Below are 11,773 nucleotides of genomic sequence, written 5' to 3'. Positions count from 1 at the left end.
GCCGGGTCAGCTGCGGTGGAACACCACCTCGGGGTCGGCCGGGGTCGGGCCGTCCAGGCGGGGCGCCGGCCTGCCGCGCAGGTGGAGGTCGAAGAACGCGCCGACGTACGCGCGCGTGATCTGCTGCGACCGGGTGCCCGACAGCGGGGTCTCGGGGTGGGGGTAGCCCGCCCCGTCACCCAGCACGGGCCAGTCGGTGAAGGCCGGGTGGCCCGCTCCCGTGACGGTCAGCCAGCGCTTCCAGCCGTCCAGCCGGGGCCAGTTGTCCTCCCAGGACGTGTCGTTGAGGTCGGGCGGCAGCAACGTCGGATCGCCGCCGAGCAGCAGGAAGGGGCGGCCGCCGAGCCCGGCCTCGGGTACGGGTGTGAAGAGGGTGCCGTCCATGTTCACCCCGGCGTCCACGCGCGGGTCCGCGGCCATGGCGGCCGAGGCGGCCGCACCGCCGATGGAGTGGCCGGCCATGCCGATGCGCTGCGCGTCGATCAGCCAGGAGTAACGCCACGCGGAGTGCGGGCCGGTGAGACGGTCGAGGAGGAACCGGACGTCCTGGGCCCGCCCGTCGGAGACCCGGTGCAGCGATCGGTCGGGGAAGACCTGCTCACAGGCCTTGCAGGTGAGGACCCGTCCGCCGGGGAAGACCGTGCCGTCCGACTCGTACGCGTGGTCCACGGCGGCGACGACGTAACCGCGGCTGGCGAGGTCCTCCGCCAGGGTGGTCAGCGAGGCGCGCGGCATCGTGAAGCCCGGGGAGAGCACGATCAGCGGGTGGCGGCCGGCGGCCGGCCGGGGCAGCGCACCGGTCCTGGAGTGCGTGCGGGTGGCCGCCAGGCGTTCGGGGGTGACGTGGTCACCGAGCTGCCCGCGGTCGGTGAGCAGCGCCTTGGCCTCGGCGACCGCCATGTAGGGGGCGGGGCCGCCGGTGCGGTCGAGGGCCGGGTAGTACAGCGACAGCAGCAGTTCCCGGTCCGCGGTCGGCACCCACGGGTCCTTGCGCTCGCGGTCCACCAGGTGGAGGGTGTCCCGGCCGACCGCGAAGGCGCCGGTGGGGCGCGGGAGTTCGAGCCTGGTGGCATCCCCGGCGGGTGCGGCGGTCTGGGCCGCGGCGGGCGTCGCGAGGGTGCCGGGCCCGGCGAGGACTAAGCCGGCGGCCACGGCCGCCAGCACACGGATGATCTTCTTCATGCCCCGCATCCTAAACCATTTTTAGGCAAGGCTAACCTAACTTGATTGGGGTGGGCGGGAGTTGCCCCGTCACGGCACCACCCCCGGGCGGGTGACCGCCCCCGGAACGACCGCGGCGGGCCGGTTCCCGGGCCATCCTGGGAGCCGGCCCTCCCTCTCCCGGAACTGCGAGGTTCACGTGCCGCCCACCCGCGCCCACCTCCGCGACGCCGTCGCCGCCCACCTCGAACGCCATCCCGCCGAACGGGATGCGCTCCGCGGCCTGTTGGCGACCCTCGACGCCGGGCCTGTCGACGCCGCCCGGCCGGCCGCGCCCGTGCACATCACGTGCAGCGCGGTCGTGATCGACCCCGGACGGCGCGTCCTGCACGTCCGGCACGGGGCCGACGGCACGCTCCGCCTGCCGGGCGGGCGCGTCGAGCCGGTGGACCGTACGCTCCTGGCCGCGGCCCTGCGCGGAGTCCGGGAGGGGGCGGGCATTGCGCCCGCCGCCCTCTGCCACACCGCCGAGTACGGGGGTGCGCCCGTCCACATCGGCGTCGGCACCGTCGGGGTGGACCCGGCCGGGGGTGAACCGGTCGGGGGCGAACCGGCCCGCCCGCACTACGACTTCCGCATGGTCTTCCACCTGGCCGACGCGGCTGCCGGCCCGGCGTCGCGCGGCGAAGGAGCCCCGGGGGCCGAGTGGCTCCCCCTCGACGAGATCGGCCCGCCCGCCCTGCGGGCCAGGCTGCTGGAGTCCGGGCTCGACGGTGTGGCCCGGCCGGTGAACGCCTCGGCCTTGATCCACGACGGCGCAGGCCGCTACCTGCTCCACCTGAGGGACGACGTCCCGGACATCTGGGAGCCGGGGGCCTGGGCCCTGCTCGGCGGCGGCCGCGAGCCGCAGGACGCCTCGCTGGAGGACACCGTCCGCCGGGAGTTGCGCGAGGAGGCCGGACTCGAACCCCGCACCGTGGAGGCGTACGCGGTGGAGCGCGTCACCGGGACCGACGGCACCACCGTCCCCGTGCAGATCTTCACCGCCCGCTGGAACGGCGACCCGGCCGCCCTCACCCTGACCGAGGGGGTCATGCTCGCCTGGCACGACCCGCAGACCGCGTCCCGCCTGCGCATGAGCCCCTCGACCCTCGACCTGATCCGCCGGCACGCCGAGGAGCGGCCCCCGGGGCCGCCCCGCGCCGCGGCCGCGGACGCGGCGGTCCCCCACGTCGTCGGCGTCCATCTCTACCTGGAACGCGACGGCGAGGTCCTGCTGGGACTGCGGCACCCCGACTCCGCCTACGCGGCCTCCGCCCACCACTTCCTCGCCGGGCACTGCGAGCAGGAGTCGGCCGTGAGCTGCCTGGTCAGGGAGGCGCGGGAGGAGGCCGGGCTCGTCATCGACCCGGCCGACGTCGACCTCGTCCACCTGGTGCACACCCTGGACCGGCCGGGCGCACGGCCGCGCATGCAGCTGGTCTTCCGGGCCCGGCGCTGGCTCGGCGAGCCGCAACTGCTGGAACCGGACCGGTGCGTGGCGTGGACGTGGTGGCCGCTCGACGCGCTGCCGGACCCGGTCGTCCCCTACGCCCGGGCCGCGATCGAGGGCATCCGGGCCGGACGCCCCTACACCGAACTGGGCTGGGGCCGCCCCGGGGACACCCGGTGACCGGCGCGCCCCGGCACACGCTGCCGCTCGACGTGCACCTCCTGCTGCGCCGCGACGGCGGGCGCGGCCCGGAGGTCCTGCTGTCGCGGCGGGCCGGGCCGGTCTACGCGGCCGGGATGTGGCACCTGCCGTCCGGCCACCTGGAGGCGGGCGAGGACTTCGTCGAGGCCGTGGTCCGGGAGGCCCGCGAGGAGACCGGGATCCTCATCGACACGGGCGACGTACGGGCCGCGGTGACGGTGCACCACCGCCCGCCGACGGGCTCGTCGTCCCGCCTCGGCGTCTTCTTCGAGGTCCGCAGGTGGTCCGGCCTGCCGCAGATCATGGAGCCGGACCGGTGCGACGGCATGGGCTGGTACGCCCTGGACGCGCTGCCGGCGCCGATGGTCGCGTACTGCCGGGCGGGACTGGACGCCTACGGGGCCGGACTCCCGGCGGCCGTCCACTTCCAGCGGCCGGGCGACCCCGTGGACCACCGGGACGGCGAACCGGGCGCCGGCCGCACCGAGTTCCTGGCCGGCCCCGCGGCCGATGCGCACGGGCCGCTCCCGCACGAAGGGGGCCGGTGACATGCCCCTGCCCCTGGGGAGCGAAGAGACCCGCCTCGTGGTCGTCCGGGGAAACTCGGCGTCGGGCAAGTCCTCGGTGGCGGCGGGGATCCGCGACCGGTTCGGCCGCGGCCTGGCCCTGGTCGGCCAGGACAACCTGCGCCGGACCGTACTGAGGGAGCGCGACGTGCCCGGCGGCGCCAACATCGGCCTGATCGACATGGTCGCCCGCTACGCGCTGGACGCCGGCTACCACGTGGTGGTCGAGGGCATCCTGTTCGCCGACCGGTACGGCGACATGCTCGCGGGCCTGCTCCGCGACCACCGCGGCGTCTCGCGCTGCTACTACCTCGACATCCCGATCGAGGAGACCCTGACCCGGCACTCCTCCAAAGCGGATCCCGACTACCTGGCCCAGGTCACCGAGCTGGAACTGCGCGCCTGGTACCGCGAACGCGACCTCCTGCCCGGTGGCGTCGAGACCGTCGTCGGAGCCGACAGCGCCCTCGCCGAGACGATCGACCGTGTCCTGCGCGACACGGGCCTCGCGGGGCTGCCGCCGCGGATCGACTGACACTCGATCGGGGCGAAACGGGCATAAGGTCGCGCAATCGTGGTAGACGCCCTGCATACCGGTTCGACAGGAACCAGGAGGTAATCATGATCGTTCTGGGCGTCATCCTGCTGATCATCGGCTTCGTCACGGGGATATCGATCCTCTGGACGATCGGCGTGATCCTCGTCGTCATCGGCCTGGTGCTGTGGCTGCTGGGCGCGGTCGGGCACGCCGTGGGAGGCCGCAAGCACTACTACTGACGCCGACCCTCCTGGCACCACGCTCAGGGGCGGCGGCGCAGCGGATGGTCCTCCGGGACCTCCACCACGGCGATCCGCACACCGTCGGGGTCCGCGATCCACATCTCGACCAGGCCCCACGGTTCGCGCACCGGAGGCCGCAGCACCTCGGCGCCGCGGCTGTGCAGCTCCTCGTACGCCGCCCGCACGTCGGCGACTTGGAGCCACAGCCGCAGGCCCGGCGCGGGCGGCGCGTCGGCCCGCCCCGACACCTCCAGGAAGCCGCCGCCGAGGAAGTACACCGTGCCGCGGTCCGGTCCCGTGCCGAACTCGCGGTACACGGCGAGGCCGAGGGTCTCCCCGTAGAACGCGCGCGAGCGCTCGGGGTCCGTGGGTCGCAGCAGGATCCGGCTGCCCAGTACGTGCACCATGCCCCCACCTTCGCGCACCGCGCCCCCTTCGTCACCCCGGCTGCTTCGCGCCGCCGCGCCTGCGGGTCCACGTCCGCAGCCGGCCGCGCAGCCCGCCGGTGCGGCGAGTGCGGGTGTGCTCGTCGAGTTCCTCCAGCAGGCGCTGCGAGCGCTTCTCCACTCCCAGCTCGTCGAGGACCCGGTCGATCTCGGTGAGCAGCGCGCCGCGCAGCTGCCAGTGCTCGGGGTCCTCGCGGGCGGAGGCCAGCAGCAGGTCGGCGAGCCGGTCGCGGTGGACGCGGGCCACGGCCAGCTCCCCGGTCAGGCGGGCCTCGGCCTCTTCGGCGTTGGCGCTCACCTGGGCGGTGATGAGCTGGGCGAAGCTCTGCACGGCGACCGCGGTGTGGCGCAGCACCTCGCGCAGCGCCGTGGCGGTCTCGGGCTCGAAGAGCGGGCCGTCGGGGCGGGCCTTGGCCAGGTCGGTGAGGGTGCGGCTGGCCACGCGGAGCACCACCGCGCAGATCTCCAGGGTGTCGAGGCCGGTGCGCAGCACCAGCCTGAAGAGCAGGCCCTCCTTGACCCGCGGATTGAGCCGGAGGCTGTCCTCGGCCTGCCGCAGGGCGGTGTCGACCTGCGCGATGTCGTTGTCGAGGCGGCGCGCCTCGTGCAGTCGGGCGGCGGCCCGTTCGACCCGGCCCGGGCCCGGGAGTTCCTCGCCGAGGTGGTCGAGCAGGCGGCTCATGCGCAGGGCGAGATCGGTGATGGCGTCGCCCGCCGGGCCGATCCACAGGGGTGGCGCCAGGAGGAGGTTGACCAGCAGGCCGACCACCGCTCCGATGACGGTTTCCAGCACCCGGTCCCAGGCGGTGTCCGCCACCTGGGTGACGCCGAGGACGAGCATGGCGCTGATCGCGACCTCGGGGACGAATTCGTCCACGCGCACCAGGTGGCCCACCACCAGGGAGGCCAGGATCAGCAGGCCGAGGCTCCACCAGGTGAGGCCGACCAGGGCGCTGAAGCCGATGGCGATCAGGACGCCGACGACCACCGAGTTGACCCGGCGGATGCTGGTGGTCAACGTGGAGTAGAGCGTGACCTGGACGACGAGCAGTGCCGTCAGCGGAGCGGTCAGCGGGTTCGGTTCGCTGCTCAGGCGGAGCGCGACGACGTAGCTGATGACGGCCGCGGCCGTGGAGCGCAGGGCCTGGACGGCGACCGGCTCGCGGCGGCGCCGTGCGACACGGGTGGCGAAGCTGGTGATCGTTTCGGGCATGACTGCGCATCTTCCCAGGCCGCGCCGGATGACGCGTGCCGGAACCGATGAGTCCGGTCGTGTCGTACCGCGTCGTTCCGTCCCGTGTCGCGCGTGCGGTGCGGGGTAGGTGGAAGGAGTCCGAAGTCCAAAAGTCCGCGTCGATCGGATCCGCGAGGGAGCGTCAGCCATGAAGGGTACGCAGGACAGGCGTGAGCAGCCGGCCGGGGGCCGTGGGGAGCACGCGCAGGAACACCCCGGTCCGGACCCGGTGCACCCCGAGGCCAGCAAGCCGGTCGCCGGCAAGACCCCGGAGGAGCTGCGGATGCGGCAGGAGAGCAGGATGTCCCACCCGCACGAGCACGAGGAGGACGCCGGCTGACGGCGTCCGTCCGGCGAACGTGCCCCCGGACGGGTCCTGCCCGGAAGGGTCCTGCCCGGCGGGTCAGGTCTCCCAGGGGCCTTCGTCGTAGGTGCCGGCCTCCACCTCCAGGGCCAGTTCCTGGAGGACCTCGATCGAGGAGACGTCCGTCCGCCCGGCGTCGTGCGCGATCGCGAGGCTCGTGAAGGCCAGACTGAATCCCGAGACCATTGTGTGCAGGGCCGGGCCGAGCGCCCCGGCCACCAGGGTCGCCACCTGCTGCGGCGACGCGTCGGCGGGCACGCTGATCGACGGCAGCATCTCGTTCAGGAGCTGGGTGGCCACTCCGGCCGTCTCGGCGGGACCGTCGGCGTCCTCCCCGGCCTCGGCGGCCCTGCGGATGTCCTGGGCCTCGGTGAGGATGCCGATCACTCGCCTGAGCACGTCTGCGCGTTCCATCCCGCCGAGCCTAGTGCGCCCCGGCCCGGCCCGGGTGCGGGTGCGCGCGTCCCGCACGGACCGCACCATGACCGTGTACCCGTACGCGGTGCGCGGTACGCGGACCAGCCGGAAGGGAGAGCGCCATGTCCTCGGACCCCGCGCAGCGGACGACCGGGAGCCGGCTGCTGCTGGTACGGCACGCCAAGGCGGTGCCGAAGGGCGATCCCGCCGAGGACTTCGGGCGCGCCCTGGGCGAACGCGGCAGGGCCGACGCGCCCCGGACGGGCCGCTGGCTGGCCGAGGAGGGCTACCGGCCGGATCTGGCCCTGTGCTCGCCCTCGCGCCGGACGCGCCAAACCTGGCAGCTGCTGGTCCCGGCCCTGGCGGACCCCCCGGACGCCGTCTACGACGAGAGGCTCTACGACGCGGCGCCGAACACGCTGGTGACCGTACTGGCGGAACGCGGAGCGGGACTGGGCTGCCTGGCGCTGGTCGGCCACAACACCGGCATCCACGAACTGGCCACGGCCCTGTGCGGGAGCGGCCCGCAGGAACTCCTGGAGCGGTTGCGGGACGGGTTCCCGACCTCCGGCGTCGTCGTGGTGGATCTCGCGCGCGGCTGGGAGGACCTGACGCCCGGCAGGGGGCGACTGACCGCCCTCTGGGCGCCGGATCACTGACGCCCGCTCACCTCTGCACCGTCACTGCGCAAAATTGGTGCGCATCCGCACCGAGTTGATGCAAGCATGGTGCCCTCCTCACCTTCAGGAAGGGCTTCCCATGGATCAGCTCCCGCCTCACCCGGACACCGAGCGGTACTCCGTGACCCTGTGCCCGCCCGCGGTCACGGTCGTCTCCGAACTGACGGCCGCGAGCGGCGTCAGCAAGTCCGACGTGATCAACCGGGCCGTGCTCCTGCTCGGTTTCATCGAGCGCGAACGCGCCAAGGGCAACGACCTGATGATCCGCGACACCGCGGGCGCCCTTGAGCGCATCCACATCATCTGAACCCGGCCCCGCCGCGGGCTCAGGCCTCCATGTCCTCGGCGGGCATGTCCTCGGCGGGCGGCAGCTCCTCGACGACGTGGACGGCGGCCTCCTCGGCCGATGCCGCGCCGCCGTCGATCCCGACGTCGCGGGCCAGTACGGAGATGTGGCGCTGCGGCGCCGAGTCGTCGACCGCGGCCAGGCGGCCCGCGCGGTCCGGTCCGACGAGCATGGCCTCGCCGGACTCGTCGGAGATCTCGTCCTGGTCGGACACCTCCGGCTGCTCGCGCGCGAGGCGCTGCTCCAGCGTCTCCCCCGTGCGCGCCTCGGCGGCGGTCGTACCCCGGTCGTCGACGGCCAGGGGGCGGTCGAGCGGTACGTAGGCGGTGTCGAGGGTGTCGTCGAGGCCCGGCTCGTCGAGGGTGTTCTCCAGGTCGGGCTGCGCCTCGGCGGACTCGTCGGTCTCCTGCGGCTGGTAGACGTCGTCGCCGTAGGCTTCGTCGGCGCTGCTCATCGGTTTCTCCGATCGGTCGGGGTCGGCGTGCCGCCGGCAGGGGGCGCACCGGTCCCCGGTGCGCTCAGCCGGGCACGGTGGCGTCCAGGGGGAAGGAACCGCTCGAACCGGTGAGTTCGAGCAGCCTCAGCAGCTGGTGGCTGGGCGCCGCCAGACGCAGGACGTGCCCGGTCCTGGCGGCCTGCCGCCGGGCGTCCAGCAGCGTGTTGAGTCCCGCGGAGTCGCAGAAGGAGGAATTCCGCAGGTCGACGATGATCTCGGCGCCTTCGGGCGCCTGTGCCAGGGCCGCGGCGAGCGTCCGGCGGAGCTCGCCCGCGTGGTCCAGGTCCATGTCGCCGATCACCTGCACCACGTAGGGGTCGTGGTGCCCGGTGCCGGCGGCGGGCTCCGGTACGGGCGCGTCCTCGGCAGCCATGACGTACCTCCTCGTACATGGGGCACCTGCCCGTGGTGACGTCGGTCAACCGTCCCTGTGTCCATGGGACCGCGCGGCGGCGCCGGGCGCATACTGGGCGCATGGCGAGCCCGACGACGGCCGTCCGGCGGATCAGGCGGCACGCCGGCGAGGCGGTCTTCCTGCGCATCGCCGGTCCCGAGGGAGCCCGCAACCGGGAACGCATCCACCGGACGCCCGGACCCCGCTGGTTCGGGCCGGACCGGCCGGTCCGGCGGGTCCACGGGGACGCGTCGATGTTCGTGGGCGGCCTGGCCGCCCTGCTGCTCCAGTCCCTGCACCCCGTCGCGATGGCCGCGGTGGCGGCGCATTCCGGGTACCGCGGCGACCCGTGGGGGCGCCTGCACCGGACCAGCACCTTCCTCGCGGTCACCACCTTCGGTACGAGCGCCGACGCCGAGGCGGCGGTGGCCCGCGTCCGGGCGGTGCACGCCCGTGTCCGGGGGCGCACGGCCGACGGCGTACCGTACCGGGCCGACGACCCGGAGCTGCTGGGCTGGGTGCACGCCGCCGAGGCGGACTGCTTCCTGCGGGCCCACCAGCTCTACGGCCGGCGCCCGTTGGATCCGGCGGGCTGCGACGCCTACCTCGCGGACACGGCGCGGGTGGCCCGGGCGCTGGGCGCGCTACAGCCACCGCAGGACGTGCGGGAACTGGCCCTGCGGATGGCGCGGTACCGTCCCGGCCTGCGGGCGACGGACGCGTCCCGGGACACGGCCCGCTTCCTGCTGACGGACCCGCCGCTGCCGGGGGTCGCCCGGCTGCCGTACGCGCTGCTCGCCGCGGCGGCCGTGGAGCTGCTGCCGTCGTGGGCGAGGACGGCGGTCACCGCAGGATCGGGTTCCGCGGCCGACCGGGTGCCGGGCCCGGCCGCCCGCGCGGGCGGCCATGCGGTGACCCGGGCGATCCGCTGGGCGCTGCCCCCGGCCCCGGCGGGCGCGGCCCAGCACTCCTCGTCAAGATCGATGTTGACGGACGGGGTGGGAGACTAGGGGGTGTCCGGCGGATCAGGGTCGGACAGCCCCGTTACCGGACCCGACCGCAGAAGTGGACCACCGATGCCCCTCCAGGAAGGCCAGCGGGTCACGCTGGCGGCAGACCTCCGGCTGGCCGGGACGGTCGTCACGGCCGAGGGCTCCCCGGCGGGCGGGGAACCCGTCGCCGGCTCGCTCTCCCTCGCGTCGGGCACCGGGGGCACCGTCGAGCGGGTGGACGCGCCGAGCGAACGGGAGCAGAGCCACGAGGTGTGCGAGTACGTCCGGCTCAAGGCGCTCCTGGACGACTTCGGCCACCAGATGCCCCCGGCCAGCCGGCAGCAGCTGGCGGAGCAGGTGGCCTCCCTCGAACCGGAGTGGGCCGCGCACCGGGAGCACGGGCCGCGGGTGACGGTCCGGGTCCGCCTGGACAGCGGATTCGTCCTCGACGACGCGCACGCCGACCTCTTCACCCCGGCCTGACCTGCCCGGACGGACTCCGGCCGAGCGGCCTCGCCGCCCGCTCTGGCAGCCGTACGGGTCCCGCGTTTCACTGGAGGGAGCCGCGACGGTGCGCCCGCGGAGGAGTTCCTTCCGGCCGCCGGGACCCGCCGGGCCCTGCCGGGAGGTCTTCGTGAACACGCACACGCCGCCCCGTTTCGACCCCACCCGCGTCCCTCATCTCCTGGGTTCGTTCGCCCCGGTCACGCAGGAGGTCGACGTCGCCGACCTGGAGGTGACGGGCGAGCTGCCGCCTTCGCTGGACGGCCTGTACCTGCGCAACGGCCCCAATCCGCGGTTCACCCCGATCGGCTCGTACCTGTACCCCATCGACGGGGACGGCATGCTGCACGGGGTCTGGCTCTCAGGGGGCCGCGCCCGGTACCGCAACCGCTTCGTGCGCACGCCCGCGCTGGAGGCCGAGGAGCGGGCCGGGCGCGCCCTGTGGGGCGGCCTGGAGTCGATGGTGATGCCCGACGCCGACCAGGTCGGTCCGGAGCTCGCGGGCACCTTCCGCGACCTCCCCGACATCAACGTCGTCCGGCACGGCGGGCGGATGCTGGCCCTCGCGGAGTCGGCGTGCCCGTTCCGGATCGACGCGGGCCTGGCGACCCTGGGCCGCGAGGACTTCGGCGGGGCGCTGCCCGCCGGGATCACCGCCCATCCCAAGGTCGATCCGGTCACGGGCGAGATGGTCGTCTTCTGCTACGGCCTGGAACCGCCGTACCTCACCTGGTCGGTCATCGGCCGCGACGGCGCCGTCACGCGCGGGCCCACGCCCGTCGAGGGGGTGGACGAGCCGATGATGATCCACGACATGGCCCTGACCGGCCGCTACGCCGTCCTCGTCCTCGCCCCGGCCCTCTTCGACCTGGCGGCGGCGATGTCGGGCGGGTCCTTGCTGGCCTGGCGGCCCGAGCGCGGCACCCGCGTGGCACTGATCCCCCGCGACGGCGGACCGGTGCGCTGGGCGGCCGACGAGGCGTTCTGGATGTGGCACACGGTGAACGCCTACGACGACGGCCCCGGCGAGGACGCCCCGGTGGTCCTCGACTACGTGGAGTGGAGCAGGCTGACCGTCGGCCCGCCCCCGAGCCCGGAGGCCGGACCCGTGAGCGGCGGACTGACGCGGGCGCGCATCGACCCGGCCGCCGGCCGGATGGCCCGCACCCGGCTGGACGACTCCCGGGTGGAGTTCCCCCGGGTCGACGACCGGCTCGTCGGACGGCGCCACCGGTACACCGCGCTGGCCGCCGAGACCGGGCGCACGGACCTCCTGCCGGGCGAGTACGACGCCGTGCGCTGGTACGACACGGAGACCGGAAGCTCGCGCGTCTGGCGGGCGGGGAACCTCTCGGTCGGCGAGCCGGTCTTCGCCCCCGAGCCCGGGCGGGACTCCGACGCACACGGCTACTGGCTGACCTTCGCCACCGACCGCACCGACGGGGCGAGCTGGTTCCTGGTCTTCCCCGCCGAGGACCCCGCGGCGGGTCCGGTGGCCCGCGCCCGGATCCCCGTCCGGGTCCCGCTCGGCCTGCACGGCTGCTGGCTGCCCACCGAGGCCTGATCCGGACGCCTCAAGTGACGTTTCTGTGGTGAACCGGCTACGCCGTAGGGGTGAGTAAAGGCTTCATCAGTGAAAGTTCTGCTCTTCACCAAGGAAGTATCCGCTTTGGGTAAAGAGCCCTGGTGGCGCGGCTCTC

The 11,773-nt window shown here is 74.2% G+C and carries 16 protein-coding genes; 10 read left to right on the top strand and 6 right to left on the bottom strand.

Annotation, left to right across the window (positions count from 1 at the left end; all coding sequences use genetic code 11):
* Positions 1-6 precede the first annotated feature (6 nt).
* A complete protein-coding gene (locus AB0O53_RS02560; RefSeq protein WP_350989125.1) occupies positions 7-1,182 on the bottom strand; it encodes an alpha/beta hydrolase family protein in 1,176 nt (391 codons plus the stop codon).
* 178 nt (positions 1,183-1,360) lie between these two features.
* On the opposite strand from AB0O53_RS02560, the gene AB0O53_RS02555 reads away from it, so the two are divergent.
* The 4 genes from AB0O53_RS02555 (at position 1,361) to AB0O53_RS02540 (ending at position 4,197) form a co-directional block, all read left to right on the top strand.
* Positions 1,361-2,833 carry an NUDIX hydrolase gene (locus AB0O53_RS02555; RefSeq protein WP_365192827.1) on the top strand — a complete coding sequence of 491 codons (1,473 nt, stop codon included), beginning with the start codon at positions 1,361-1,363 and terminating at the stop codon, positions 2,831-2,833.
* The gene (locus AB0O53_RS02550) at positions 2,830-3,402 is read left to right on the top strand and encodes an NUDIX hydrolase (protein WP_365192826.1); all 573 of its coding nucleotides are present in this window, start codon (positions 2,830-2,832) and stop codon (positions 3,400-3,402) included. The genes AB0O53_RS02555 and AB0O53_RS02550 overlap by 4 nt, the downstream gene beginning before the upstream one ends.
* A 1-nt stretch (position 3,403) precedes the next feature.
* Positions 3,404-3,955 carry an AAA family ATPase gene (locus AB0O53_RS02545; RefSeq protein ID WP_350989119.1) on the top strand — a complete coding sequence of 184 codons (552 nt, stop codon included), beginning with the start codon at positions 3,404-3,406 and terminating at the stop codon, positions 3,953-3,955.
* 86 nt (positions 3,956-4,041) lie between these two features.
* The gene (locus AB0O53_RS02540; RefSeq protein ID WP_167389254.1) at positions 4,042-4,197 is read left to right on the top strand and encodes a DUF6131 family protein; all 156 of its coding nucleotides are present in this window, start codon (positions 4,042-4,044) and stop codon (positions 4,195-4,197) included.
* Positions 4,198-4,220: 23 nt separating this feature from the next.
* Here AB0O53_RS02540 and AB0O53_RS02535 read toward each other — a convergent pair whose 3' ends face one another.
* Positions 4,221-4,607, bottom strand: a complete 387-nt coding sequence (locus AB0O53_RS02535) for a VOC family protein (protein ID WP_350989118.1) — start codon at positions 4,605-4,607, stop codon at positions 4,221-4,223.
* Positions 4,608-4,638: 31 nt separating this feature from the next.
* Positions 4,639-5,859, bottom strand: coding sequence for an FUSC family protein (locus AB0O53_RS02530; protein WP_350989117.1), 1,221 nt, complete (start codon positions 5,857-5,859; stop codon positions 4,639-4,641).
* 169 nt (positions 5,860-6,028) lie between these two features.
* Here AB0O53_RS02530 and AB0O53_RS02525 point away from each other — a divergent pair, with 169 nt between their 5' ends.
* The gene (locus AB0O53_RS02525) at positions 6,029-6,220 is read left to right on the top strand and encodes a hypothetical protein (RefSeq protein WP_365192825.1); all 192 of its coding nucleotides are present in this window, start codon (positions 6,029-6,031) and stop codon (positions 6,218-6,220) included.
* Positions 6,221-6,283: 63 nt separating this feature from the next.
* Here AB0O53_RS02525 and AB0O53_RS02520 read toward each other — a convergent pair whose 3' ends face one another.
* Entirely contained in the window at positions 6,284-6,658 is a 375-nt protein-coding gene (locus AB0O53_RS02520) for a hypothetical protein (protein ID WP_350989114.1), read from the bottom strand.
* Between the two features lie 125 nt (positions 6,659-6,783).
* Between AB0O53_RS02520 and AB0O53_RS02515 the strand changes: the two genes are divergently transcribed.
* Both AB0O53_RS02515 and AB0O53_RS02510 read left to right on the top strand, forming a co-directional pair.
* Positions 6,784-7,320, top strand: a complete 537-nt coding sequence (locus tag AB0O53_RS02515) for a SixA phosphatase family protein (RefSeq protein ID WP_350989112.1) — start codon at positions 6,784-6,786, stop codon at positions 7,318-7,320.
* A 100-nt stretch (positions 7,321-7,420) separates the two neighbouring features.
* Complete coding sequence (locus AB0O53_RS02510; protein WP_350989110.1) at positions 7,421-7,648, top strand: hypothetical protein; 228 nt, start codon at positions 7,421-7,423, stop codon at positions 7,646-7,648.
* 19 nt (positions 7,649-7,667) lie between these two features.
* Here AB0O53_RS02510 and AB0O53_RS02505 read toward each other — a convergent pair whose 3' ends face one another.
* Positions 7,668-8,141, bottom strand: a complete 474-nt coding sequence (locus AB0O53_RS02505; RefSeq protein ID WP_350989108.1) for a DUF5709 domain-containing protein — start codon at positions 8,139-8,141, stop codon at positions 7,668-7,670.
* 64 nt (positions 8,142-8,205) lie between these two features.
* Complete coding sequence (locus AB0O53_RS02500) at positions 8,206-8,556, bottom strand: STAS domain-containing protein (RefSeq protein WP_350989106.1); 351 nt, start codon at positions 8,554-8,556, stop codon at positions 8,206-8,208.
* Between the two features lie 101 nt (positions 8,557-8,657).
* Here AB0O53_RS02500 and AB0O53_RS02495 point away from each other — a divergent pair, with 101 nt between their 5' ends.
* The 3 genes from AB0O53_RS02495 to AB0O53_RS02485 all read left to right on the top strand — a co-directional run bounded on the left by AB0O53_RS02495 (position 8,658) and on the right by AB0O53_RS02485 (position 11,637).
* Positions 8,658-9,587, top strand: a complete 930-nt coding sequence (locus tag AB0O53_RS02495; protein WP_350989105.1) for an oxygenase MpaB family protein — start codon at positions 8,658-8,660, stop codon at positions 9,585-9,587.
* A 66-nt stretch (positions 9,588-9,653) separates the two neighbouring features.
* The gene (locus tag AB0O53_RS02490) at positions 9,654-10,052 is read left to right on the top strand and encodes a hypothetical protein (protein ID WP_365192821.1); all 399 of its coding nucleotides are present in this window, start codon (positions 9,654-9,656) and stop codon (positions 10,050-10,052) included.
* Positions 10,053-10,203: 151 nt separating this feature from the next.
* Positions 10,204-11,637 (top strand): carotenoid oxygenase family protein, encoded by a 1,434-nt coding sequence (locus AB0O53_RS02485; protein WP_365192819.1) that lies wholly within the window; start codon positions 10,204-10,206, stop codon positions 11,635-11,637.
* Positions 11,638-11,773: the final 136 nt, after the last annotated feature.

The sequence above is a fragment of the Streptomyces erythrochromogenes genome, assembly GCF_040684695.1.
GTDB classification, from domain to species: Bacteria; Actinomycetota; Actinomycetes; order Streptomycetales; family Streptomycetaceae; genus Streptomyces; species Streptomyces erythrochromogenes_C.
This window is presented reverse-complemented; position numbering and strand designations above follow the sequence as displayed.

Bases quoted from the DNA above. Each gene is read 5' to 3' on its own strand.
- AB0O53_RS02560 (WP_350989125.1), bottom strand. From the start codon at position 1,182: ATGAAGAAGATCATCCGTGTGCTGGCGGCCGTGGCCGCCGGCTTAGTC.
- AB0O53_RS02545 (WP_350989119.1), top strand. From the start codon at position 3,404: ATGCCCCTGCCCCTGGGGAGCGAAGAGACCCGCCTCGTGGTCGTCCGG.
- AB0O53_RS02540 (WP_167389254.1), top strand. From the start codon at position 4,042: ATGATCGTTCTGGGCGTCATCCTGCTGATCATCGGCTTCGTCACGGGG.
- AB0O53_RS02535 (WP_350989118.1), bottom strand. From the start codon at position 4,607: ATGGTGCACGTACTGGGCAGCCGGATCCTGCTGCGACCCACGGACCCC.
- AB0O53_RS02530 (WP_350989117.1), bottom strand. From the start codon at position 5,859: ATGCCCGAAACGATCACCAGCTTCGCCACCCGTGTCGCACGGCGCCGC.
- AB0O53_RS02525 (WP_365192825.1), top strand. From the start codon at position 6,029: ATGAAGGGTACGCAGGACAGGCGTGAGCAGCCGGCCGGGGGCCGTGGG.
- AB0O53_RS02520 (WP_350989114.1), bottom strand. From the start codon at position 6,658: ATGGAACGCGCAGACGTGCTCAGGCGAGTGATCGGCATCCTCACCGAG.
- AB0O53_RS02515 (WP_350989112.1), top strand. From the start codon at position 6,784: ATGTCCTCGGACCCCGCGCAGCGGACGACCGGGAGCCGGCTGCTGCTG.
- AB0O53_RS02510 (WP_350989110.1), top strand. From the start codon at position 7,421: ATGGATCAGCTCCCGCCTCACCCGGACACCGAGCGGTACTCCGTGACC.
- AB0O53_RS02505 (WP_350989108.1), bottom strand. From the start codon at position 8,141: ATGAGCAGCGCCGACGAAGCCTACGGCGACGACGTCTACCAGCCGCAG.
- AB0O53_RS02500 (WP_350989106.1), bottom strand. From the start codon at position 8,556: ATGGCTGCCGAGGACGCGCCCGTACCGGAGCCCGCCGCCGGCACCGGG.
- AB0O53_RS02495 (WP_350989105.1), top strand. From the start codon at position 8,658: ATGGCGAGCCCGACGACGGCCGTCCGGCGGATCAGGCGGCACGCCGGC.
- AB0O53_RS02490 (WP_365192821.1), top strand. From the start codon at position 9,654: ATGCCCCTCCAGGAAGGCCAGCGGGTCACGCTGGCGGCAGACCTCCGG.